The organism is Brevundimonas sp. RM1, assembly GCF_052907225.1.
The window spans coordinates 33,348-56,297 of record NZ_JBRERY010000004.1 but is presented as its reverse complement, the minus strand read 5'-3'; the positions used below and the strand labels follow the sequence as shown (position 1 = coordinate 56,297).

Below are 22,950 nucleotides of genomic sequence, written 5' to 3'. Positions count from 1 at the left end.
GGCCCGTCAGGGCCGGATGAGGGGTCGTGCCGACCCCTGCCGTGTCTTCAATCTTGAGAGGTCGCAGCGACCCCTCATCCGTCTGATTGCGCCAGCCACCTTCTCCCGCAAGGGGAGAAGGATCAAAGGCTTTTCGCGAACGCTTCCAGCTCCTCGGCCGTGTTCAGCGCCAGGGCCTCGGCGTCGGGGGCGATGCGCTTGGCCATGCCGGTCAGCACCTTGCCCGAGCCGACCTCGACGAAGCGGGTCACGCCGCCTTCGCTCGCCATCCACTCCATGCTCTCGCGCCAGCGCACGCGGCCCGTGACCTGCTCGACCAGCAGGCGGCGGATGACCTCGGCGTCGGTTTCCGGGCGGGCGGTGACGTTGGCGACCACCGGCACGGCCGGGGCGATGATTTTCGCATCAGCCAAAGCGGCGGCCATCTCGTCGGCGGCAGGCTGCATCAGCGGGCAGTGGAAGGGCGCTGAAACGTTCAGCGGAATGGCGCGCGCGCCCAGTTCCTTGGCCTTTTCGATGGCCAGATCCACGGCGGCCTTGTCGCCGGAGATGACGACGTTGCCCTTGTTGTTGTCGTTGGCGACGACGCAGACGCCCGCCGCCGAACCGGCCTTGGCCGCCTCTTCAGCCAGCGCCAGATCGGTCTTGGGGCCGATCAGCGAGGCCATCGCGCCCTTGCCCACCGGCACGGCGCGCTGCATGGCCTGACCGCGCAGCTTCAGCAAGCGGGCGGTGTCCGACAGGCTGATCGCGCCCGCCGCAGCCAGGGCCGAATACTCGCCCAGGGAGTGACCGGCGACGAAGGCGGCGCGCGCCACGTCGACGCCGAACTCGACCTTCAGCACCCGCGCCGTGGCGACCGACACGGCCATCAGGGCCGGCTGGGCGTTCTCGGTCAGGGTCAGTTGATCTTCCGGCCCTTCGCGCATCAGCTCGAACAGCTTCTGGTTCAGGGCGTCGTCCACCTCGGCGAAGACCTCGCGCGCGCTGGCGAAGGCGTCCGACAGGGCGACGCCCATGCCGACCGACTGGCTGCCCTGACCGGGAAAGAGAAGCGCGAGGCTCATCCGGGATCGTCCGTCATCCGTTGAATCAAGCCGCGAGGGGTAGGCGAATCCCTCCCCTACGGCAAGAAGAACGCGACAGCGGACAGGCCTCGCGCCCGTCCTCAGTCCTTGATTTCCGCCGTGCAGGGGCGGTCGTCCGGCCCCGCCGCGCCGTCGCAACGACGCAGAGCCAGCAGGCTGTCCTGGGTCTCGACCAGCCGTTTCGTGCCGTCCGCCTGCCGCTCCAGCGTGAAGGCGTCGTACAGCCCGCCCGTCGCCGTAAAGGCGCGGAACGACAGGCGGTCCGCCTCGACGTCAATCAGCTGATACAGTTCGGTGTTCTCGGCCGCGCGCACGGGCTGCGTGTCCGCCCGGTCGTTCAGCCCGTACATCTTGGAGCCGGTGACGGAGACGACATAGACCGGCCCCTGCGGACGGCCCGCCGCGCTGTCGGCGCGCGACGCCTCGGCCCCGGCCGGGTTGGAGACGCGGCCGTAGCAATGGTCATGCCCCTGCAGCACCAGATCGATGTTGCGGGCGTCGAAGATCGGCTTCCAGGCGGCCTTCAACTCTTCGGTGTCCTCGGGCCGGGCGCAGGTGTAGATCGGCTGGTGGAACAGGGCGACGTTCCAGCGCGCCGGGCTTTCGGCCAGCACCTTGTCCAGCCAGCGCGTCTGGCTTTCCCCGGCCCCCAGGTCGATGGCCGCCGTGCCGTCCAGCACGATGAAGCGCACGCCCTGATAATCGACGTAGTAGCTGGTCGCCTTCGCCCCGTCTGCCCCGTTGTCCGGCAGGGCGAACTGCAGCGGCCAGTGCGGCCCCAGAAGGCGCGATTCCTCGCCGTTCGGCAGGATGTGGTCGACGTATTCGTGGTTGCCGCTGGCGGGCAGTTGCGGCGTCATGGCGAAGGCGCGACCGCCCGCCTCGGTCCATTCGCCCCACTCGTCGTCGTGAACCTTGACCTCGCGCTGGGCCACCAGATCGCCCGCATGGACGACCAGGGCCGCCGGTCCCGCCTCCTTGAAGGCCGAGCGGATCACGCGCGAGCCGATCTCCAGAATGTCGTTCTGCGTATCGCCCAGATAGATGAAGCGGAAGGGCGCGAACTCGGCCTTGGCCGTGCGGAACGGCAGCCACTCGCTCCAGCCGTCGGCGGCGCGCACGCGATAGACATAGCGCGTGTCCGGCTTCAGCCCGTCAAAGCGCGCCTGATGATAGAAGGCGCGGCCGTTCTCGTTCTCGATCGGCGCCGTGGTCCCGGCCACGGTGCGGGCGGCGAAGCCCAGCAGGGGGCCGTCGATCTCCTCGGCGATCTGGGCCTCGGCGGCGGTCTGGCGCGCATCGGTGCGCCAGGCGACGGCGGCGCCGCGCGCGGCGTCTGCGGCCGGGCTCAGCACGATGCGGTCGGCCCAGCCCTTGGCGGCCCAGCGGCCGTTCGGCGCGTGCAGCGGCGGCGGCGGCTGATCGGGGTCCGGCGGCGCGACGACCTGGGCCATGGAGGGCGCGGCGGCCAGCAGAACAGACGCGGCCAAACAGGCGACGGACAGCTTCATGACGATGTTTCCCCGAACCTCACGTGGTCGAGGGCGACGCCTAGCGGCCCAATGCGACGGTTCGCCGGGGCTTTTGTGAAACTCCTGCGAGGAATAGGCCGCCTACGACGGGATCAGGCCCAGCAGCTCCTTACCCGCCAGCACCGCGAACAGCAGAGCCGCCGCTCCCAACATCAGGTTGGAAATCCAGCCGCTGCGCCATTCCTGCGGCGTCCGGGCGCTGTTCAGCAGCCACAGAAGCGTCCCCGCCAGGAAGGGCATGAACAGGCTGCCCAGCACCCCATATGCGACAATCAGCCCGAACGGCCGATCCATGAACAACAGCAGCATCGGCGGGAAGGTCAGCCACAGGGCGTAGGCGCGGAACGCCCGGCTCTTGTCGCCGCGCGCCTGGGGATCCTCGGAGCGGCCGCGCACATGGGCGGTGAAGTCGGCGAACATCAGGCTGACGCCCTGCCACACGCCCAGCAGGCTGGAGAAGCTGGTGGCCCAGAAGCCGACCAGGAACAGGATGGAGATCGGCCGCCCGAACCGCTCGCGCAGCACCTGGTCCAGATCCAGCAGCCCCCGATCCCCGCCTTGCAGGGCGATGCCCGCGCTGTAGAGCAGCTCGGCCCCGACGATCAGCATGGCGACGACGAAGACGCCGGTGACGACATAGGCCACCCGGTTGTCCAGCCGCATGACCGCCATCCAGCCCGGCCCCTTCCAGCCCTTGGCGTTCAGCCAGTAACCATAGGCCGCCATGGTGATGGTGCCCCCTACCCCGCCGATCAGGCCCAGGGTGTAGAAGGCCGACCCTTCCGGCAGGCTCGGCCACAGGCCGGTCAGCAGTTCAGGCAGGTTCGGCGTGACGATCACGGCCAGGCCGACGACGGTGACGAACATCACCCCGACGCAGGCCGTCATCACCTTCTCGAACAGGCCGTAACCGCCGAACCAGACGAAGATCAGCCCGACGACCCCGCTCAGCATCCCCCAGGCCTTGAGGTCCAGCACGGGGAACAGCGTCGCCAGCGGCAGAGCCGTCGAGGTCATGGCCGCCGCCCCGTAGACGAAGCCCCACACCACCACATAGACGCCGAAATAGAGCCCGGCCCAGTTCAACCGCCCGTCCAGCCAGCCGCCGCCTAGACTCGACCAGCCCTCGAACATCGTCCGCTCGCTGGACAGGGTCCACCGGCCCACGGCCTCGGCCAGGGCGATCTTCAGCACGGTCCCGACGACGGCGGCCCACAGCAGGGCGTAGCCGAAGCGCGATCCGGCGATCAGGGTGGCGACCAGATCGCCCGCCCCCACCCCGGTCGCCGCCACCACGATTCCCGGCCCGATCAGCGACCAGCGGTTCCTCGGCGTCGGCGTTTGCGTCATCCTGAAGGCTCCGGTTGCGAGAACCGTAACCGTGCCGCGCTTCGCCGCCCATGCCAATCGCCCGCGCAAGGGCCGCCGCGCCTTGCCCTGCCGGGGTTTTTCCCGTATAGGCGCGCCCTTTCCAGGGCTTCGGTCCTGCTGCGGAACGTCAAAGGGTCGGGAAACTCCCGTCCGCCGCGTCAGGAGCCATCGTGGACGAACTACCCGGTTCGCCCGCGCCGATGTCCGCCAAGGGAGAATGCCGCATGGCTCTTTACGAGCACACGGTCATGACGCGCCAGGATATCTCGGCGCAACAGGCCGAAGCGCTGAACGACACCATCAAGGCTCTGATCGAAGAAAACGGCGGCTCCGTCGCCAAGATCGAGTACTGGGGTCTGCGCAACCTGACCTACCGGGTCAAGAAGAACCGCAAGGCTCACTATTCGCTGATGGCCGTCGACTGCCCGCCGGCCGCCATGGCCGAAGTCGAGCGCCAGCTGTCGATCAACGAAGACGTGCTGCGCTGGCTGACCATCCGCGTCGAGGAACTCGACCTGGAGCTGTCGCCCCTGCTGGCCCGCCGTGAACGCGAGCGTGACCGCAGCGCCCCGCGCGGCGACGACGCCGCGGCTTCGGAATAAGGAACCGGATCATGACCGATACGACTGCCCCCATCCCGGGCGCTCCGGCCGGCTCCGGCCCGGCCCGTCGCCCCTTCTATCGTCGTCGCAAGGTGTGCCCGTTCTCGGGCGCCAACGCGCCGAAGATCGACTACAAGGACGTGAAGCTGCTGCAGCGTTACGTCTCCGAACGCGGCAAGATCGTGCCTTCGCGCATCACCGCCGTTTCCGCCAAGAAGCAACGCGAGCTGGCCAAGGCCATCAAGCGCGCCCGCTACCTGGCCCTGCTGCCGTACGTGGTGAAGTAAGATGAAGGTCGTTCTGCTGGAACGCGTCGAGAACCTCGGCGCCATCGGCGACGTCGTCACTGTCAAGGACGGCTTCGCCCGCAACTTCCTCCTGCCGCGCGACAAGGCGCGTCGGGCCACGGAAGCCAACCTGAAGGCCTTCGAAATCGAGCGCGCCGCCATTGAGGCCCGCAACGACAAGAACAAGGCCGAAGCTCAGAAGATCGCCGACAAGATCGACGGTCAGAGCTACGTCATGATCCGTCAGGCCGGCGAAACCGGTCAGCTGTACGGCTCGGTCGCCGGCCGCGACGTCGCTGAGGTCGTTCGCGCCGAAGGCGGCAAGGTCGAGCGCTCGCAGGTCGTCCTGAACACGGCGATCAAGACGCTGGGCGTCCACGAAGTGCTGGTTCGCCTGCACCCCGAGGTCTCGGCCACCGTCAAGATCAACATCGCCCGTTCGGCCGACGAAGCCGAGCGTCAAGCGAAGGGCGAGGACGTGATCCGCGCTCAGTTCGACGACGAGCGTAACGCCGCCGACCAGGCCGCTCAGGAGCTGCTGGAAGGCGGCGCCGGCCAACAGGAAGGCTTCGGCGACGAAGCCTGATCCTGTCGCTTCGGCGAGATGATCGAGGGGCGTTTCCGTAAGGAAGCGCCCCTTTTTCTTGGGCTGAACGCCTCCTGTTCCGCTCGCTCGGCGGACGCAGGGGCGGGCGGGTATTGAGCATATCGCTCACACTTTAGTTTCCCTAAACATCCCCGCACATAATCTCGATAGGCGTCGCCGTTTTCGCACCGCAATATCGCCATGGCTCGTCGCCGTTGACGGGCAGGAGATGACGATGCGCCCCGGCCTTTACGCCCGACTGCATCGCCCGGCAGTCCGACCGGCGCGATGTCTGTGCCCGCGACACTGAAACCGTCCCCTACGACCGGCCCGCCGCCGGTCTGCGGTTTCCGTCCGCTTTAAGAATTTCGCTTCCCGACGCGCCTGACGTCCGCCCTTCCGCGGCGGCGAGCCCTGACGCGCGTCCAATCAGAAAAGACGACCTCTCGAGATGACCTCCCGCTTTCCCCGCCGCCCCGCCCTTCTGGCCGCCGTATCCGGCGTCGCCCTGCTGATCGCAGGCGCCGCCAGCGCCCAAACTGTTCCTGACGACGCGACCTCGGTCGACGACATCGTGGTGACGGGCACCCGCGCCCCGGCCCGCTCGCGCCTGGACACCCTGGCCCCCGTCGACGTGGTGACGGCCGAGACCCTGCAGAACCGCGGCACGACCGAGTTCGCCGCCGCCCTGGCCCAGACGGTGCCGTCCCTGACCTTCCAGCGGCCCTCGGCCAATGACGGCACGGACTCGATCCGTCCCGCCACCCTGCGCGGCCTGTCGCCGGATCAGACCCTAGTGCTGGTCAACGGCACGCGCCGCCACGCCTCGGCCCTGGTCAACGTCAACGGCACGGTCGGCCGCGGCTCGGCCGCCGTCGACCTGAACGCCATCCCCAGCGGCGCCCTGAACCGGGTCGAGGTGCTGCGCGACGGCGCCTCGGCGCAATACGGCTCGGACGCCATCGCCGGCGTGGTCAACCTGCGCCTCAAGGAAGCCCGCGAGGGCGGCGGCGCAAGCGTCACCTACGGCCAGTATTTCACCAATGTGGAGACCGCGCGCGGCAAGCGGGACGAGCAGGACGGCCGCGCCGTCACCGTCTCGGCCTGGCAGGGCTTCGGCCTGGGCTCGGACGGCTTCCTGACCCTGTCGGCGGAGTATTCCGACCGCGACCCGACCAACCGTTCGGACTACGATCCGCGCCCCGCCGCCAACGGCGCGATCACCGCCCGCTTCGGCGACCCCAAGGTCGAGCAGTGGAGCGTCTTCGCCAATGCAGGCAAGCCGCTGAACGCCGACTGGGAAGCCTATGGCTGGGCCGGCTATCAGGAACGCGACAGCTCATCCGCCGCCTTCCCGCGCCTGTCGAACAACCCCAACAACGTGCCGTACATCTATCCGAACGGCTTCCTGCCCAAGATCGCCATCAACTCCCAGGACGTTTCAGCCGCCGGCGGCGTGCGCGGGACGCTGGCCGGATGGGACGCGGACTTCAGCCTGGTCTACGGCCGCAACGCCCTGGACTTCCGCACTGAGGATTCGCTGAACGCCACCTATGGCGCCGCCTCCCCGACCAGCTTCGATTCCGGCGGCCTGACCTATGACCAGTTGGTCTTCGGCGCGGACTTCACGCGTCAGTTCGAGATCGGCCTGGACGGCGGTCCGCTGAACTTCGCCTGGGGCCTGGAGGCCCGCAAGGAGAGCTATAAGATCGACGCCGGCCAGCCGGAATCGTGGAATCGCGGCCCGCTGGGATCGAACACCGCCCTGGCCGGCGGCGCCCAGGGCTTCCCCGGCTTCCAGCCCTCGAACGCGGTCGATGAAGACCGCGACGCCGTGGCCCTGTACGCCGACGTCGAAATCCCGCTGACCGAAAAACTGACGGTCGAGGGCGCGCTGCGCGTCGAGGACTATTCCGACTTCGGCGACGCCCAGACGGGCAAGTTCGCCGCCCGCTACGACTTCACCCCGAACTTCGCCCTGCGCGGCTCGGCGTCGACCGGCTTCCGCGCCCCATCGCTGCAGCAGAGCTTCTTCACCTCGACCTCCTCGGTCGTGCAGAACGGCGGCTTCGTCGAAACCGGCACCTTCCCCGCCACCAGCGAGGTCGCCTCGGTTCTGGGCGCCCGTCCGCTGAAGGCCGAGACCTCGACCAACTACACCTTGGGCGCCGTGATACGGCTGGGTAATTTCGACCTGACCGTCGACGCCTATCGCATCGAGATCGAGAACCAGATCGTCCTGTCGGAGCTGATCAACCGCAGCTTCTCGTCCCAGGTCGCCGGTCTGCTGGACCCGTTGGGCGTCCAGGCCGCGCGCTTCTTCCTCAACGGGGTGTCGACCGAAACCGAAGGCGTCGACATCGTCGGCCGCTATCGCCTGCGCACCGAGACGGCGGGCGATTGGGACTTCACCGTCGCCGCCAACGTCAACGACGTCAGCGTGACCAAGACCCCGACCTCTTCCTCGGTGCTGAACCCGGTCCCGACCCTGTTCGCGCGCCAGCGCATCCTGACCATCGAGGAGGGCACGCCGGACACCAAGGTCTCCGCCTCGGCCGACTGGAGCCAGGGCCGCTGGGGCGCCACGGCGCGAGCGACCTATTACGCCAGCGTGCTGCAACCCGGCTCGACGTCCGCCAACGACTATTCGACCGGCGACAAGACCACCATCGACCTGGAAGGCCGCTTCCAGATCACCGACCGGATCGGCCTGGCGATCGGCGTGGACAACGTCTTCGACGAATACCCGGACTTCGTGCCCGCCAACCTGAACAACAACGGGGTGCTGGGCTTCCCTTACTACTCGCCGTTCGGGTTCAACGGCCGCTACGGCTACGCCCGGTTGAACGTGAAGTGGTGATGGACTTGGAGCGCGCGCATCGGGGCTTCCTCCCTGTCCTTTGAGCGCGCCTCCCTCGTCAGGCGCGGCGGCCCGCGGGGAGCCGCCGCGTCTGACGAAAACTTAATGTGGGCCAACGTTCGTCGGTCATGGTTCGGTCGCGAACCGCGCGCTAGGCTTCACCGTCTCGCGGGAGGGAAGCCCATGAAAGCCGCCACATTCGCCACCGTCGCCGCCCTGGCGCTGTCCGCCCTGCCCAGCGCGGCCGCCGCCATGACCGTGCAGGAGTTCCTCACCTCCGCCAACCGCATCCCTCGCAATCCCACGGCGCTGCTGCGGTCGGACACGCGGCGGCTGATGAATGAGATGAACGGAGCCTTCAAGGCAGTGCGCGACGATCAGGTCGCCGCCAAGGCTGCAGGACGGCGCTCCGCCACCTGCATTCCCGAAGGCGCCAAGATCAGCCTGTCGCCCGACATGATCCTGAACCGTTTCAACGCCATCCCGGCCCAGCGGCGCAGCATCAGCGTCAATCAGGCCGTGCGCGAGTGGATGGCCGAGGAATACCCCTGCCCCGCCTGACCGGCTCCTGAACCCTTGCACAGCGGCGCAGGCGAGCGCATCTAGCCCTCCATGCCGCGTTCCGTTCCCGTCCTCTTCGCCGCGTCGCTAGGCGCCCTGACTCTGCTCGCCTCCGCGCCCCTGGCCCAGGCCCAGTCGTCTGACATGACCGTCCAGCAGTTCCTGACGATCGGTCATGACATCCCGCGCAACCGCGCCGTGGCCATAATGCGCCCGGACACTCGCCGCCTGATCCGCGTCGTCACCGGCGCCGTCAGCACGGTCAAGGCCGAGCAGGCCTCGGCCGTTTCGGCGGGCCGCACGCCGGCGCACTGCATCCCCGCCTCCGGCACCGGCATCACGCCCGAGGCTCTGGTCGCACGCTTCGAGACCATGCCGGAATCGCGCCGTCGCATCACCGTGACCCAGGCCGTGCGCGATTGGATGGCCGAGCGCTACCCCTGCCGCGCCTGACGACCTCCTACTGATCCGACAGCGGTTTTCCGCGCCCGTCCACAGGCGTCGGCGACTGTCCACGACCACGACCCCGCCCGCGTCTGACGCAGGGCGCGCCTATGCGTATTGATGATGCCGATGAACGCCGCCTTCGCTCCGATGCCCTATGACGCCCCCGACGCCGTGCAGGTGTCGTCCATGCCCCACAACCTGGAGGCGGAGCAGGCCCTTCTGGGCTCGCTGATGTTCGACAACGCCGTGTTCGAGCGCCTGTCGGACCGTCTGCGCGGCAGCCATTTCTACGAGCCCTTCCACCAGCGCCTGTTCGATGCGGTCGAGGACCACATCCGTCAGGGCCTGCTGGCCGAGCCGACCATTCTGATGGAGCGGTTCAAGCAGGATCCGGCGTTCCAGGAGTTCGGCGGCCTGCGTTACCTCGCCGATCTGGTGGACCGGGCGCCGCCCGCCGCCAACGCCCCCGACTACGCCCGCGTCGTCTATGACCTGGCCCTGCGCCGCGACCTGATCCGCATCGGCGGCGAGATCATCAAGGAGGCGCCCAACCCCGAGACGCCCGCCGACGAACAGATCGAACAGGCCGAGCAAACGCTCTATTCCCTGGCCGAGACAGGCAAGCCGTCGTCGGGCTTCGTCAGTTTCTCCCACGCCCTGTCCGGCGCGGTCGAGATGGCGGGCGAGGCCTATCAGCGCGAGGGCAAGCTGGCCGGTCTGGCCACCCGTCTGGACGATCTGGACCAGAAGCTGGGCGGCCTGCACCCGTCGGACCTTCTGATCCTCGCGGGCCGTCCCTCGATGGGTAAGACCGCGTTGGCCACCAACATCGCCTTCAACGTCGCGCGGAACTATCGCTGGGAGCCGACGCCGGACGGCGGGCGCAAGACGGTCGACGGCGGTGTCGTCGCCTTCTACTCGCTGGAAATGAGCGCCGAACAGCTGGCCATGCGTATCCTGGCCGATGCGTCAGGCGTGTCCTCGGACAAGCTGAGAAAGGGCGAGATCGACGCCTCGGACTTCGGCAAGATCCGCGACGCGGCCATCGAGATCGGCGAAAGCCCCCTCTACATCGACGCCACCGGCGGCCTGTCCATCTCCAAGCTGGCGGCGCGCGCGCGACGGCTGAAACGGATGGAGCACGGCCTGGACCTGATCGTGGTCGACTACCTTCAGCTCGTGACGACCGGCGAGAACAGCCAGAAGAACCGGGTGCAGGAAGTGTCGGAAATCACCGGCGGCCTGAAGGCCCTGGCCAAGGAACTGAACGTCCCCATCATCGCCCTGTCGCAGCTGTCGCGTCAGGTCGAGCAGCGCGAGGACAAGCGGCCGCAACTGTCCGACCTGCGGGAATCCGGCTCGATCGAACAGGACGCCGACTGCGTCATGTTCGTCTATCGCGAAAGCTACTACCTGGGCCGGGCCGAGCCGCGCGAAGGCACCGAAGAACACCTGAAGTGGCAGGAAGACATGGACCGCCTGCAGCACCAGGCCGAGGTGGTCATCGGCAAGCAGCGCCACGGCCCCATCGGCATCGTCAAGCTGGCGTTCGATTCCAACACCACCCGCTTCGGCAACCTGGCCCACGACGGCCGCTACGGCGGCGCCTATGCGGATATTCCGGAGTAGGCCGTCAAAGCGGTGGCGCCGCCCGAACAGCGGCCTATAACCGTCGCCATGACCTCCCCCGTCCTCGCTCCCGCCGTCCTCAACGTCGATCTGGACGCGCTCGCCCGCAACTATCGCACCCTGGGCGCCGTGACCGGCCGTCCGGTCAATCCGGTCGTGAAGGCCGACGGCTACGGCCTCGGCGCCGCCGCCGTGACCCAGCGCCTGATGGCCGAGGGCGCGCGCACCTTCTTCGTCGCCCGTGCGGCCGAGGGCGTGCGCCTGCGCGAGGCGATCGGGCCTGAGCCGGTCATCTATATTCTGGACGGCTGCCACGGCGACGGGGCCGCCATGCTCAAGGCCTCCAACCTGCGGCCCGTCATCAACCACCCGACCCAGCTTCAGACCTGGCAGGCGGCGGGCGGCGGGGCCTGCGGGCTTCAGATCGACACCGGCATGAACCGGCTGGGCTTCCGCGTCGAGGACGCGCCCGAACCGTTCGAGGGTCTCGAACTGGTGATGACCCACCTGGCCTGCGCCGACGAACCGTCCAACCCGCTGAACCGCGCCCAGCGCGACGCCTATGCGGCGGCGGTCCAACGCTATCCGGGCGTGACGCGCTCCTTCGCCAACTCGGGCGGCTGCTTCCTGGGGCCGGATTTCGCCTTCGACGTGGTGCGTCCAGGCATCTGCCTCTACGGCGGCGGGCCGGAAGGCCGCCCGCACGAGAAGATCGCTCCGGTCGCCAGCCTGATCGCCCAGGCGGTGCAGGTACGCGACGTGCCCGCAGGCGAAACCGTCGGCTATTCGCAAGGGTATAGGGCGGAGCGGCCGATGCGCGTGGCCACCGTTGGCGCGGGCTACGCCGACGGCGTGCTGCGCTCCTACAGCCCCAAGGGGCAGGTCTTCATCGCGGGCGAGATGCGGCCCATCATCGGCCGGGTGTCGATGGACGTGCTGGCGGTCGACGTGACCGGCCTCGACGTCAAGGCGGGCGATCCGGTGGAGATCTTCGGCGCCAATCGCCTGATCGACGACGCGGCCGCCGCAGCGGGCACCATCAGCTATGAACTGCTGACCTCGATCACGCCGCGCGTGCCGCGCGTCTATCAGGGCTGACAGCAAAGGGCTGAGGCGCAAGGCCCCAGCCCTTCTTCAGACTTAGCTCAGGGCGAACGCCGTGGCGCCCGCGCCGACGATGACGAAGCTGGCGATCACCGCGCCGACGATGGCGAAGACGATGACGTTCAGGATGATGGCCGCGACCACCACCACGATGGTGTAGCCCAGCGCCTTGTCGGCGGCGGTCTTCATCAGCGTCGGCAGGCCCAGATACATCAGGTAGAAGCCGTACAGGCCCAGCAGGCCCGCCAGCCAGGCCAGCATCGGCAGGACGTTCAGCACGCCCGCCACCCAGGCGGCGGTCATGGAATAGACGGCGACCTGCATCGCCTTCACCGGGTTCTTTGTCCCGCCGAAGGTCGGCGCCAGGGCGTCGATGATCAGGCCCAGAATATAGACGCTGATCAGGCTCAGCACATAGCTGAGCGCGCCCGCCAGCACCGGACCGAACAGGCCGCGATGGCCGAAGGCGATCTGGCCCACGATGGTCGCCACCGCCGGAATGGCCGCCAGGATGACGGCGTAGCTGGTGAACAGCCCCTTGATGCTGGCGCTTTCGGCGTCGATGACCGGCCATTCGAACTTGGGCCGTGTCAGGATGTATTTGACCCGCGAGACGAGCGAGGGATCGACGGCGGGGGGATTTTCCAGGGTCATTCGTTAGCCTTCTGGGCGGTTGAGTCGGATCACGGCCTTATCATGTCAGAATGACGGCTGTGTGGATGCCGACGCAACCCCGCACTCTCCCTATGACAGTTTCGGACGTAAGCCATTCCGACCCGCCTGTCCTGGCCCGTCTGATCTGCTAGGTCTGATCACATGGCGCGCGACTCTCTTCTCTTCGTCTGCAAATCCTGCGGGGCGGTTCATTCCAAATGGGCCGGGCAGTGCTCGGCCTGCGGCGAGTGGAACGCCCTGGTCGAGGAATCCAAGGCCGCCCCGCCGGGCGCGATGAAGCCCGCCTCGACCGCGCGCGGGCGCGGGGTCCAGTTCGAGTCTCTGCAGTCCGACACGCCTGAGCCGCCGCGCATCGTCACCGGCGTGACCGAGTTCGACCGCGTCTGCGGCGGCGGCGTGGTGCCGGGTTCGGCCATCCTGCTGGGCGGCGACCCCGGCGTCGGCAAGTCGACCCTGCTGCTGGAGGTCACGGCCAAGGCGGCGCGCAACGGCGCCAAGGTCGCCTATATCTCAGGCGAAGAGGCGATCGAGCAGATCCGCGCCCGCGCCAAACGCATGGGCGTGGCCGACGCCGACGTGTCACTGGCCTCCGCCACCGCCCTGCGCGACATCCTGACGACGCTGAAGCGCGATCCGTTCGACATCGTCATCATCGACTCCATCCAGACCCTGTGGAGCGACGCGCACGACGCCGGTCCCGGCTCCATCACCCAGGTGCGCGCCTGCGCTGCGGAACTGGTGCGGCTGGCCAAGAACGGCGGCCCCGCCATCGTCCTGGTCGGCCACGTCACCAAGGACGGCCAGATCGCCGGGCCGCGCGTGGTCGAGCACATGGTCGACGCCGTCCTCAGCTTCGAGGGCGAGCGCGGCTATCCCTTCCGCATCCTGCGCGCGGGCAAGAACCGTTTCGGGGCCACCGACGAGATCGGCGTGTTCGAAATGGGCGATTCCGGTCTGCGCGAAGTGCCCAACCCCTCGGCCTTGTTCCTGGGCGAAGGCAAGGACCGGGCGCCCGGCGCCGCCGTCTTCGCCGGGATTGAGGGATCGCGCCCCGTTCTGGTGGAAATTCAGGCGCTTGTCGCGCCTTCTGCATACGGCACGCCAAGACGAGCGGTCGTCGGCTGGGACTCCGGCCGTCTGGCCATGCTGCTGGCGGTGCTGGAGGCTCGCTGCGGTCTGGGGTTCGGCGACAAGGACGTCTATCTGAACGTCGCGGGCGGGATGCGGATCAACGAGCCCGCCGCCGACCTGGCCGCCGCCGCCGCCCTGATCTCCTCGGCGCTGGACATGCCCCTGCCCCAGGGCTGCGTCGTCTTCGGCGAGATCGGCCTGTCAGGCGAGGTCCGCGCCGTCGGCCGTGCCGAGGCCCGCCTGCGCGAGGCCAAGAAGCTGGGCTTCGAGCGCGCCCTCGCGCCGCCACAAGCCAATGGCAAGGTGAAGAAGGGCGATGTCGCCCTGACCGTCGTCACCCGCCTGACCGACGCGGTCGAGCGAATCTCCCAGAACCGCTATTAAGGCGCGTTCCCATCCCTTGAGGCCGCAGAGCGCGTGACCGGCTACGACGTCTTCGTGATCCTGGCCCTGCTGGCCTCGGGCGCCGCCGGATGGTTCCGGGGCGGCATGCGCGAGCTCACGGCCCTGTTCAGCTTCATGCTGGCGGCGCTGCTGGCGTTGATCAGCCTGCCGTGGACGGCGCCGATCGGGCGCGATCTGGTCGATCCCGACTGGGCCGGGTCCGTGCTGGCCGTCGGGCTGGTCTTCGTCATCCTCTACTTCGGCCTGCGTTTCCTCGGCTCGGCCATTTCGCAGGGCGCGCGCGGCCATGCCCTCGGCATGCTGGACCAGACGCTGGGTCTGCTGGTGGGCCTCGTCCGCGCCCTGGCCCTGATCGGCGCCGTCCACCTGATCATCATGGGCGCCATGCAGGACAACCCGCCGCGCTGGCTGTCCGAAGCCGCCACCGCCCCGGTCAGCGAGGGCGCCGCCCGCGCCATCCAGATCGTGCTGCCGACCCTGGGCAAGGGCGCCGACGCCCTGACCCCCGTCGTCGGTTCTTCCGTTCGCGAAGGGTTTTCCGACCAATGAGGCTTGCCCCGGACGCCTGGGCGGCTTACGTGCGCGGCGCCGCCCTTTGAGTTATCCTTCCCCGGTCATCGGAGCCTGACGATGCGCCACCATATCGCCGAACCCGTCGTTCACCGTGAGCATTGGCGTGAGCCGGAAGATGATCAGCTGCGCCTCGAATGCGGCGTCTGCGGCGTCTGGGGCGCGCCCGAGAACGAGGCGTCCTCCATCGTCGCGCTGGGCCTGCACGCCCTGCAGCATCGCGGCCAGGAAGCCTGCGGCATCGCCAGCGTCCACGACGACCGCTTCTACACCGAACGGCACCAGGGCCTTGTCGGCGACGCCTTCGGCAACGCCGAACTGACGAAACGCCTGCCAGGCCAAGCCTCCATCGGCCACACCCGCTACTCCACCGCCGGCGGCAGCTTCCTGCGCAACATCCAGCCGATGTTCGCCGATCTGGACCAGGGCGGCATCGCCATCGCCCACAATGGCAACCTGACGAATTTCAAATACCTGCACGCGCAACTTGTCTCGGAAGGCGCGATCTTCCAGTCCACTTCGGACTCCGAGGCCATCCTCCACCTGATCGCCCGCAGCCGTAAGGCCAAGATCGTCGACCGCTTCATCGACGCCCTGAGCCGGATCGAAGGCGGCTACGCCCTGGTGGCCCAGACCCGCTACAAGATGATCGGCGCGCGCGACCCGTTGGGCATCCGCCCGCTGGTGCTGGGCAAGGTCGGCGAAGCCTGGGTGCTGGCGTCCGAGACCTGCGCCCTGGACACCATCGGCGCCACCTTCGTGCGCGACGTCGAACACGGCGAGGTCGTGGTCATCGACGAGGAGGGCCTGACCTCGATCAAGCCCTTCGCCGCACGCGCCGCTCGCCCCTGCCTGTTCGAATACGTCTACTTCGCCCGTCCCGATTCCGTCGTGAACGGCCTGTCGGTCTATGACGTCCGCAAGGAGATGGGCCGTCGCTTGGCGCGCGAGCACGTGGTCGAGGCCGACATCGTGGTGCCGGTGCCCGACTCGGGCGTCCCCGCCGCCCTCGGCTACGCCCAGGAAAGCGGCCTGCCCTATGAAATGGGCATCATCCGCAGCCACTACCTGGGCCGCACCTTCATCCAGCCCAGCCAGGGCGCCCGTCAGAAGGGCGTGCGGATGAAGCACAGCCCCAACCGCGCCGCCCTGGAAGGCAAGCGCGTCGTGCTGATCGACGATTCCATCGTGCGCGGCACCACCTCGCTGAAGCTGGTCCGCGCCGTGCGCGCGGCGGGCGCCAAGGAGGTGCACCTGCGCTCGGCCAGCCCGCAGATCCTCTTCCCAGACTTCTACGGCATCGACATGCCCGAGCGGTCGCAGCTGATGGCCGCCACCCACAGCATGGAAGAGATGCGCGCGGTGCTGGAGGTCGATTCCCTCGGCTTCCTGTCCATCGACGGCCTGTACGACGCCCTGGGCGCCGGGCCGCGCAACGCCGCCAGCCCGCAGTACACCGACCACTACTTCACCGGCGACTATCCGACCCGTCTGCTGGATCGTGAGATCGAGGAAGGCGGCCGCGATCCGCGCGGGAAGCAACTTTCTCTGCTGGTGACCGCTTAAGGCTGGATGATCCAGCTCGGCTACTTCACGCTCGACACCCCTGACGTCGACAAGGCCCGCGCCTTCTACGCGGGCCTGTTCGGCTGGCGCTTCGATGAGGCTTCGTCCAGCCCGACCTACGCCCATGTGGCCGGGTCCGACCCCGCCTTCGGCCTCACCAAGGGCGAGCACAAGACCTTCCCCAATCTCTATTTCCGCGTGGACGACATCCACGCCGCCTGCGCCCGCGTGACCGAGCTGGGCGGCCGCGCGGCCGTGCCGGCCGAGAGCCCGTCCGGCCTGTCGGTCGTGGTCAGCGACGATCAGGGCGTCAGCTTCAGCCTGTGGCAGCCTGCGCCGGGCTACTGAGCCTTTCGCCGGGCGTCCGGCCGCGCTATCAGCGGCCCCATGTCCGAACACGCTTCCCTCCCTCTCGCCAACCGCGTCGCCCTGGTCGTCGGCGCCTCGCGCGGCATCGGCCGCGAATCTGCCCTGGCCCTGGCCAAGGCCGGCGCCCACGTCGTCGCCGCCGCGCGCACCCAGGGCGCCCTGGAGGAGCTGGACGACGAGATCTTCGCCGCCACCGGCCAGCACGCCAGCCTGGTCCCGTTCGACCTGGTGGACGGCGGCGCCATCGACCGCCTGGGCGGCGCCCTGTTCCAACGCTTCGGCAAGCTGGACATCTGGGTTCAGGCGGCGGCCACCATGGGCCCGTCGGGCCTGACCCCGGTCGCCCACGCCGAACCGCGCGAGTTCGCCAAGGTCGAGAAGATCAACTTCACCGGCGTCTATCGCCTGATCCGCTCGCTGGAGCCGCTGCTGCGCGCCTCGGACGCCGGGCGCGCCATCCACCTGACCAGCAGCGTCGCAAGCCAGCCGCGCGCCTTCTGGGGCATGTACGCCGCGACCAAGGCGGGCGCCGAGGCCCTGGTCAAATGCTGGGCCGACGAGATCGAGAGCACGCCGGTGCGCGCCAGCATCGTCGATCCGGGCCGGATGCGGACGCAGTTGCGCGCCCAGGCGTTCCCGGGCGAAGATCCCAGCGTTCTGCCGCATCCTTCGGAGATCGGTCCCCTGATCGTCGAACTGGCCCGCCCTGATCTCACTCCGCCTCTGACGGTCAGCTTCAAGGAATGGAAGCAAGGCCTGTCGGCGGACGCCCTGGTCTAGGGTCTTCATGCCGACAGGACCGGCGACGGACGTGCGAACCGCGACAAGCTCAACGCTGCGTCGTTCGTCCCTGCCGCTGGTCCGCGCCGCCCCGTTGGCCGACGTTGTGGCGCTGATCGCTTCAGTCGGCCTGATCCTCACCTATGTCGGCTTCTGGAGCGCGCCGCTGACCGACTATGGCGCGCGCTCGGCCGACTTCCTTCGCAACTTCTACTATCCGGCCTATCTGCTGGCTGTGGTGCTGGTCTGCATGAGGCCCGAGCGCGCTATCAGGGGCATGGTCCGATCGCCGCTGCTGATCGCCCTGCTGCTGCTGACGGCGGCCACCTACTTCTGGTCCATCATGCCCGATCTGACGGCGCGGCGGATTCCGGCCCTGCTGTTCACCACCCTGGCGGGCGTGGCCCTGGCTTCGCGGTGGAGCTGGCGCAGCCTGACCGAGATCATAGCGGGAACCCTCGGCGCCCTGGCCGTCCTCTCCTTCCTGCTGGGCGCGCTGCTGCCCGACTTCGGCCGGATGCAGGAGCTCTTCCCCGGCGCCTGGCGCGGCCTGTGGCTTGAGAAGAACGGCCTGGGCCATGTCATGGTGAAGACCACCATCTTCCTGCTGGCCGCGGGCGTCATGGCTCCCGAGCGGCGCAAGCTGTGGTTCGGCCTGGCGGTCGTCTCCGTGGCGCTGGTCATCCTGTCGACCTCGAAGACGGCCCTGCTGGTGCTGCTGCTGTCGCTCAGCGCCATGTGCTTCGTCGCCGTGGTGAAGTCCGGCCCCCTGCGCGCCGTCGTCGCCACCTGGCTGGCCGTCGTGGTCGTCATCGGCGGCGCCCTGCTGATCTCCGCCGAAACCGACGTCGTGCTGGGGCTGTTGGGCAAGGACGCCACCCTGACCGGCCGCACAGAAATCTGGTCCGGCATCATGCAGCAGATGTCCGAGCATCCCTGGCGCGGCTTCGGCTACGGCGCGGTATGGGACGACCCCGGCTTCACCGGCCCTAAAGCCTGGATCGGGCACCAGGCCCACTTCATCCCGGCCAACGCCCACAGCGGCTGGCTGGAGATCTACATCGCCCTGGGACTGGGCGGCGTCATCCTGTTCGCACTGTGGCTGGTGCAGATATGGGCGCAATCGCTGTGGGCGGCCTACACCAGCCCCGGCGGCTGGGTGGCCCTGCCGATGATGGCCTCCTTCACCTTCACCATGCTCAGCGAGAGCATCGCCATGAACTGGCATGAGCTGCGCTGGGTCGTCATGGTCGCCCTGGCCCTGAAGCTCGCGCTCGGCGACGAACCCGAACAGCCCAGTCGCCCACGCTGATCGCCGCGCAAGGCGGAGCGATCAGCGCAGACCTGAGCAATGGGCGAAAGACGTCCCGTTGGCCGGGACGACATCTTCAGCGCTTGGCTCCGCCCTTCTGGCCCGTACGGACGCGGCCCGAGCGGGACACCTGGCGTGCGCCGCCGCGCGCGCCCTTGCCGATGAAGGCGTTGGAGCCCGCCTTCTTGGACGCGCTGGCCTTCAATCCGCCCAGAGGCTTCACCTTGGGCTTGATGCCGGCCTTGGCCTTCTGCTCCAGCGCCTTGCCGGGCAGGTTGGACAGCTTCTCGGCCTTCTCGGCCTTGATCACCCGGCGCGGGGCGGTCTTGGCGTCGCCCTTGAAGCGTTCCGGGCCGGACTTGGCGCCGCCCTCGGCATAGGGGTTGGCCGAACCCGACTTGACGTTCAGCCGGATCGGCGTGCCGTGCAGGTCGAAGCTCTCTCGGATCGAGTTGATCAGATAGCGCTTGTAGTGTTCCGGCATGGACGCGGCGCGGCTGGCCATCAGCACGAACGTCGGAGGACGCGCCTTGGTCTGGGCCATGTATTTCGGTTTGATGCGCTTGCCGTCCACGGCGGGCGGCGGATGTCTCTGGGTCGCCAGGGACAGCCAGTCGTTCAGATCCTTGGTCTTCACCTTGACCGACCAGGTGTCATAGGCCTGAAGCACGGCGGGCATCAGACGCTCGACGCCGCGGCCGTTGAAGGACGACAGGGCCACGAAGGGCGAACCGCGCAGCTGCGGCAGCTTGTCGTCGGCCAGGCGCTTCAGCTCGGCCAGGCGCGACTGCGGCTCTTCTTCCAGATCCCACTTGGACGCGACATAGACCAGCGCCCGCCCTTCCCGCTCGACCAGATCGGCCAGTTGCAGGTCTTGGGTGTCGAAGGCGTCGTCCTTGTCCATCACCATGATCACCACCTCGGCGAAGGTGATGGCGCGAATGGTGTCGGCGACCGACAGCTTTTCCAGCTTCTCCTGGACGCGGGCCTTGCGACGCATCCCGGCGGTGTCGATCAGGCGGATGTTCTTGCCTTCCCAGACCCAGTCCACCGAGATGGAGTCGCGCGTGATGCCGGCTTCCGGGCCGGTCAGCAGGCGGTCGTCGCCGATCAGGCGGTTGATCAGGGTCGACTTGCCCGCGTTCGGACGGCCGATGACGGCGATGCGGATCGGCTTTTCCGGCTCGTCGACTTCCTCGATGAAGATGTCTTCCGACGCGGCCAGGATCGCCTGATACAGGTCGGCCATGCCCTCGCCGTGCTCGGCCGAGATCGGCACCGGTTCGCCGAAGCCCAGACCATGAGCTTCGCCCACGCCGCCGCCGCTCTCGCGGCTTTCGGACTTGTTGGCCAGCAGGACGACGGGCTTGTGCACCTTGCGCAGGCGATCGGCGAAGATGCGGTCCAGCGAGGTCACGCCTTCGCGCGCGTCCATCATGAACAGGATCAGGTCCGCGTCCTCGATCGCCGCCTCGGTCTGCTCGCGCATCCGGGCTTCCAGGCTTTCGTCGGTGACGTCCTCATACCCCGCCGTGTCGATCAGGGTCAGATCCATGTCGCCGATCACGCCGTCGGCGTAGCGGCGGTCGCGGGTCACGCCGGGGCGATCATCGACCAGCGCAAGGCGCTTGCCGACGAGGCGATTGAACAGTGTCGACTTGCCCACGTTGGGGCGGCCGACGATGGCGACCTTCAGAGCCATGTCGGCCTTCTAGCTTAAATCGGTGAAAAGGTCAGCGGATGCTGACCAGTTGGCCCTTGTCGGTCAGGACATAGAGGGCGCCGTTGTAGGCGGCCGGGGCGATATAGGCGGCCGAACCCAGCTTCAGGCTGCCGGTCTGCGCGCCCGTCTTCGGATCGAAGGCCACGGCCTCGCCGTCCGAGTTGACCAGCACCAGGCGGTTCGACGCCAGGATCGGGCCGGACCAGACCGGACGCACGGTGCGCTTGCCGAAGCCCAGGAAGCCGCCTTCCTTGCGGACGCGGCCCTCGTTCAGGTCGCGGGTCCAGTAAACCTGGCCCGTCTCGCGGTTGACCACGGTCAGCTCGCCTGCCTGGGACACGACATAGACCACGTCGCCGACCGGCAGGGGCTGGTTCACCCCGACGATGGGCAGGGACCATTTCGGCTGGCCGCTGCGCAGGTCCATCACCTGCATCACGCCCGACTGGCTGATGGCGTAGACCTGACCGCGGCTGACGACCGGACGACCGGCGATGTCGCGCAGTTCCGACAGGGCGCTGGTGCGGCTGGTGCGCGACAGCACCTGCTCCCACACCGGCTGGCCGTTGGTCGCCTGCAGAGCCACGATCTGACCCGAGGAGAAGGGCGCCACCACCGTGCCGCCGCTGACCGCCGGGCTGGAAGCGCGCATGATGCGGGCCGGCTCGGTGATGCCGCGATAGGACCAGTCCTGCTGGCCGTTGGCCACGTTGAAGGCCATCAACTGGTTGTCGATGTCGACGACATAGACGCGCTGGCCCGCCACCGTCGGCGCGCCGTGGATCGGCAGGTCGACTGCGGTGCGCCACAGCTCGGCGCCCGTATTGGCGTCAAACGCCGTCATGACGCGATAGCCCGACGAGACGAAGACCTTGCCGCCGCTGACGGCCACGCCGCCGCCGAAGCCGCCGCCGCCCGATCCGCCCCCCAGGCCGATGCCCATGAAGCGGCGGCCGCGATCAGCCTCCTCGACCTTGACGCTGGCCTTCCACAAGACGGCGCCGGTTCCGGCGTCCACGGCGGTCACGCCCGCTTCGCCGTCCAGCACGAAGATCTTGCCGTCCTCGGCCACCACCGGGGACATGACCTGGCGATCGTTCGCCGAGCCTGCGCCGATGTCGCGCCGCCAGGCGACGGTGAACTCAGGCGCGGCGATCACATGCTCGACGGCATTCTCGGCGTTGCCGCCGGGCTGGCTCCAGGCGGTCGCCGCCTGCGGGCCCGGCAGGAAGAAGTCACGACCCGACAGGGCCGCCGAGGGGGCCAGCTGCTGCTCGAACTCCAGGATGGAGACACGCTGTCCCTCGGTCGCCGTCGCAACCGGCTCCTTGTCTCCGCCCAGACCGAACGGCAGGGCGTTGCGGACCGTGCCGCATGACGCGACGGTCAGGGCCAGACCGCTCAACAGGGCGACTTTAAGGGTTTTGGTCATGGTTGGCGTCCCGAGGGAGTCAAATCAGGGGGCAGGCGTCGCGGCGGGCGCTTGAGCCGGGGCCGCAGCCTCGGCCGGAGCGGCGGGAGCCGCCTGGCCCGGAGCGGGCGTCGGCAGCGCAGCGGCGGCCTTGACGATGGCGGCCAGGTTGGCGGCCGTGCCGGTGTCGACGGCCTGAACGGCGGCCTGGGCGCGCTGGCGCACCGGGTCCGGCACATCCTGGCCGAGTTGCAGCTGCACGAAGGTCTGACGCGCCTCGGCGGTCTTGCCGTGCTGCAGCTGGGCCATGGCCAGGGCTTCCTGGGCGAAGGCTTGCATCGGGCGCTTGTCGCCGGTCAGCGGCTCCAGACGCTTCTGCACGTCTTCCAGCGAGGCCGTGTCCATGACCAGGAAGACCGCCTTCAGGGCGGCGATGTCGGACAGAATCGGATCCTTGGCGGCCTTGGCGGCTTCATCCAGCAGAGCCACGGCCTCAGTCGTCTTGTTCTCGGCCTGAGCCAGACCCGCCTGCTGCATCAGGGCCAGGGCCTTGTAGCCGCCGCCCGCCTTGGCCGACTCGGCGAAGGCGGTCTTGGCTTCGGCGGGCTTGCCCGCCTGCAGCGCCTGAACGCCCTGCTCATAGGCGGCCGAGGCCTTGTCGGCCTGCGAGCTCACATAGGATTGCCAGCCCCACCAGGCCAGCGCGGCGACCAGGGCGACCGCCAGCAGGCCGCCCAGAATCGGCAGCCAGGTGCGAGCCAGACGCTTATAGCGTTCGGAGCGAAGCTCCTCCTCGACCTGTTCGAAGACATCAACCACGAAACGTCGCCCCAAAAATGCAGCCAAGGCCGATCATAAAAACGCCGCGACCCTAGAGGTTCGGCGTCACGGCCGCAACGCAGGCGTTGGGCGCGAAACGGCTTTTTCCAGCCCTAAGCCGG

Annotated in this window: 21 protein-coding genes; 14 read left to right on the top strand and 7 right to left on the bottom strand. The window is 68.4% G+C overall.

Features of this window, described 5'->3' with window-relative positions; translation table 11 throughout:
- Positions 1-122: 122 nt before the first annotated feature.
- The 3 genes from fabD to ACU5AP_RS05780 form a co-directional block, all read right to left on the bottom strand.
- A complete protein-coding gene (fabD, locus tag ACU5AP_RS05790) occupies positions 123-1,067 on the bottom strand; it encodes an ACP S-malonyltransferase (RefSeq protein WP_128720259.1) in 945 nt (314 codons plus the stop codon).
- 101 nt (positions 1,068-1,168) lie between these two features.
- Positions 1,169-2,599 (bottom strand): fibronectin type III domain-containing protein, encoded by a 1,431-nt coding sequence (locus ACU5AP_RS05785; RefSeq protein ID WP_446680929.1) that lies wholly within the window; start codon positions 2,597-2,599, stop codon positions 1,169-1,171.
- Between the two features lie 102 nt (positions 2,600-2,701).
- The gene (locus tag ACU5AP_RS05780; protein ID WP_167470482.1) at positions 2,702-3,970 is read right to left on the bottom strand and encodes an Nramp family divalent metal transporter; all 1,269 of its coding nucleotides are present in this window, start codon (positions 3,968-3,970) and stop codon (positions 2,702-2,704) included.
- A 245-nt stretch (positions 3,971-4,215) separates the two neighbouring features.
- On the opposite strand from ACU5AP_RS05780, the gene rpsF reads away from it, so the two are divergent.
- The 8 genes from rpsF to alr all read left to right on the top strand — a co-directional run bounded on the left by rpsF (position 4,216) and on the right by alr (position 12,061).
- Entirely contained in the window at positions 4,216-4,593 is a 378-nt protein-coding gene (rpsF, locus tag ACU5AP_RS05775; RefSeq protein WP_003165448.1) for a 30S ribosomal protein S6, read from the top strand.
- A gap of 11 nt (positions 4,594-4,604) precedes the next feature.
- Positions 4,605-4,880, top strand: a complete 276-nt coding sequence (gene rpsR / locus ACU5AP_RS05770) for a 30S ribosomal protein S18 (RefSeq protein ID WP_003167100.1) — start codon at positions 4,605-4,607, stop codon at positions 4,878-4,880.
- 1 nt (position 4,881) lies between these two features.
- On the top strand, positions 4,882-5,466 hold the full coding sequence (gene rplI / locus ACU5AP_RS05765) for a 50S ribosomal protein L9 (protein WP_003165450.1): 585 nt from the start codon (positions 4,882-4,884) through the stop codon (positions 5,464-5,466).
- 451 nt (positions 5,467-5,917) lie between these two features.
- A complete protein-coding gene (locus tag ACU5AP_RS05760) occupies positions 5,918-8,326 on the top strand; it encodes a TonB-dependent receptor plug domain-containing protein (RefSeq protein ID WP_446680928.1) in 2,409 nt (802 codons plus the stop codon).
- 183 nt (positions 8,327-8,509) lie between these two features.
- The gene (locus tag ACU5AP_RS05755; protein ID WP_128720262.1) at positions 8,510-8,887 is read left to right on the top strand and encodes a hypothetical protein; all 378 of its coding nucleotides are present in this window, start codon (positions 8,510-8,512) and stop codon (positions 8,885-8,887) included.
- A 51-nt stretch (positions 8,888-8,938) separates the two neighbouring features.
- On the top strand, positions 8,939-9,340 hold the full coding sequence (locus ACU5AP_RS05750) for a hypothetical protein (protein ID WP_076222745.1): 402 nt from the start codon (positions 8,939-8,941) through the stop codon (positions 9,338-9,340).
- 120 nt (positions 9,341-9,460) lie between these two features.
- Positions 9,461-10,963, top strand: coding sequence for a replicative DNA helicase (locus ACU5AP_RS05745; protein WP_046654370.1), 1,503 nt, complete (start codon positions 9,461-9,463; stop codon positions 10,961-10,963).
- A 48-nt stretch (positions 10,964-11,011) separates the two neighbouring features.
- A complete protein-coding gene (alr, locus tag ACU5AP_RS05740; protein WP_128720263.1) occupies positions 11,012-12,061 on the top strand; it encodes an alanine racemase in 1,050 nt (349 codons plus the stop codon).
- A gap of 42 nt (positions 12,062-12,103) precedes the next feature.
- Here alr and ACU5AP_RS05735 read toward each other — a convergent pair whose 3' ends face one another.
- The gene (locus ACU5AP_RS05735) at positions 12,104-12,721 is read right to left on the bottom strand and encodes a Yip1 family protein (RefSeq protein WP_076222749.1); all 618 of its coding nucleotides are present in this window, start codon (positions 12,719-12,721) and stop codon (positions 12,104-12,106) included.
- Positions 12,722-12,883: 162 nt separating this feature from the next.
- On the opposite strand from ACU5AP_RS05735, the gene radA reads away from it, so the two are divergent.
- The 6 genes from radA (at position 12,884) to ACU5AP_RS05705 (ending at position 18,875) form a co-directional block, all read left to right on the top strand.
- Positions 12,884-14,257, top strand: a complete 1,374-nt coding sequence (gene radA / locus ACU5AP_RS05730; RefSeq protein WP_446680927.1) for a DNA repair protein RadA — start codon at positions 12,884-12,886, stop codon at positions 14,255-14,257.
- A 33-nt stretch (positions 14,258-14,290) separates the two neighbouring features.
- A complete protein-coding gene (locus ACU5AP_RS05725; protein WP_128720265.1) occupies positions 14,291-14,827 on the top strand; it encodes a CvpA family protein in 537 nt (178 codons plus the stop codon).
- A gap of 81 nt (positions 14,828-14,908) precedes the next feature.
- A complete protein-coding gene (gene purF / locus ACU5AP_RS05720) occupies positions 14,909-16,414 on the top strand; it encodes an amidophosphoribosyltransferase (RefSeq protein ID WP_128720266.1) in 1,506 nt (501 codons plus the stop codon).
- Between the two features lie 6 nt (positions 16,415-16,420).
- The gene (locus ACU5AP_RS05715; RefSeq protein WP_046654292.1) at positions 16,421-16,762 is read left to right on the top strand and encodes a VOC family protein; all 342 of its coding nucleotides are present in this window, start codon (positions 16,421-16,423) and stop codon (positions 16,760-16,762) included.
- A gap of 39 nt (positions 16,763-16,801) precedes the next feature.
- Positions 16,802-17,563: an SDR family NAD(P)-dependent oxidoreductase gene (locus tag ACU5AP_RS05710; RefSeq protein ID WP_088411861.1), complete on the top strand. Its 762-nt coding sequence runs from the start codon at positions 16,802-16,804 to the stop codon at positions 17,561-17,563.
- 31 nt (positions 17,564-17,594) lie between these two features.
- Positions 17,595-18,875 (top strand): O-antigen ligase family protein, encoded by a 1,281-nt coding sequence (locus ACU5AP_RS05705; RefSeq protein WP_232624013.1) that lies wholly within the window; start codon positions 17,595-17,597, stop codon positions 18,873-18,875.
- Between the two features lie 76 nt (positions 18,876-18,951).
- Here ACU5AP_RS05705 and der read toward each other — a convergent pair whose 3' ends face one another.
- Genes der through ACU5AP_RS05690 form a run of 3 tightly spaced genes read right to left on the bottom strand, consistent with a single transcriptional unit; the run spans position 18,952 to position 22,828 of the window.
- Positions 18,952-20,577, bottom strand: coding sequence for a ribosome biogenesis GTPase Der (gene der / locus ACU5AP_RS05700; protein ID WP_046654295.1), 1,626 nt, complete (start codon positions 20,575-20,577; stop codon positions 18,952-18,954).
- Between the two features lie 31 nt (positions 20,578-20,608).
- Positions 20,609-22,030 carry a PQQ-like beta-propeller repeat protein gene (locus ACU5AP_RS05695; RefSeq protein ID WP_128720268.1) on the bottom strand — a complete coding sequence of 474 codons (1,422 nt, stop codon included), beginning with the start codon at positions 22,028-22,030 and terminating at the stop codon, positions 20,609-20,611.
- Between the two features lie 24 nt (positions 22,031-22,054).
- Positions 22,055-22,828: a tetratricopeptide repeat protein gene (locus ACU5AP_RS05690; protein WP_128720269.1), complete on the bottom strand. Its 774-nt coding sequence runs from the start codon at positions 22,826-22,828 to the stop codon at positions 22,055-22,057.
- Positions 22,829-22,950 lie beyond the last annotated feature (122 nt).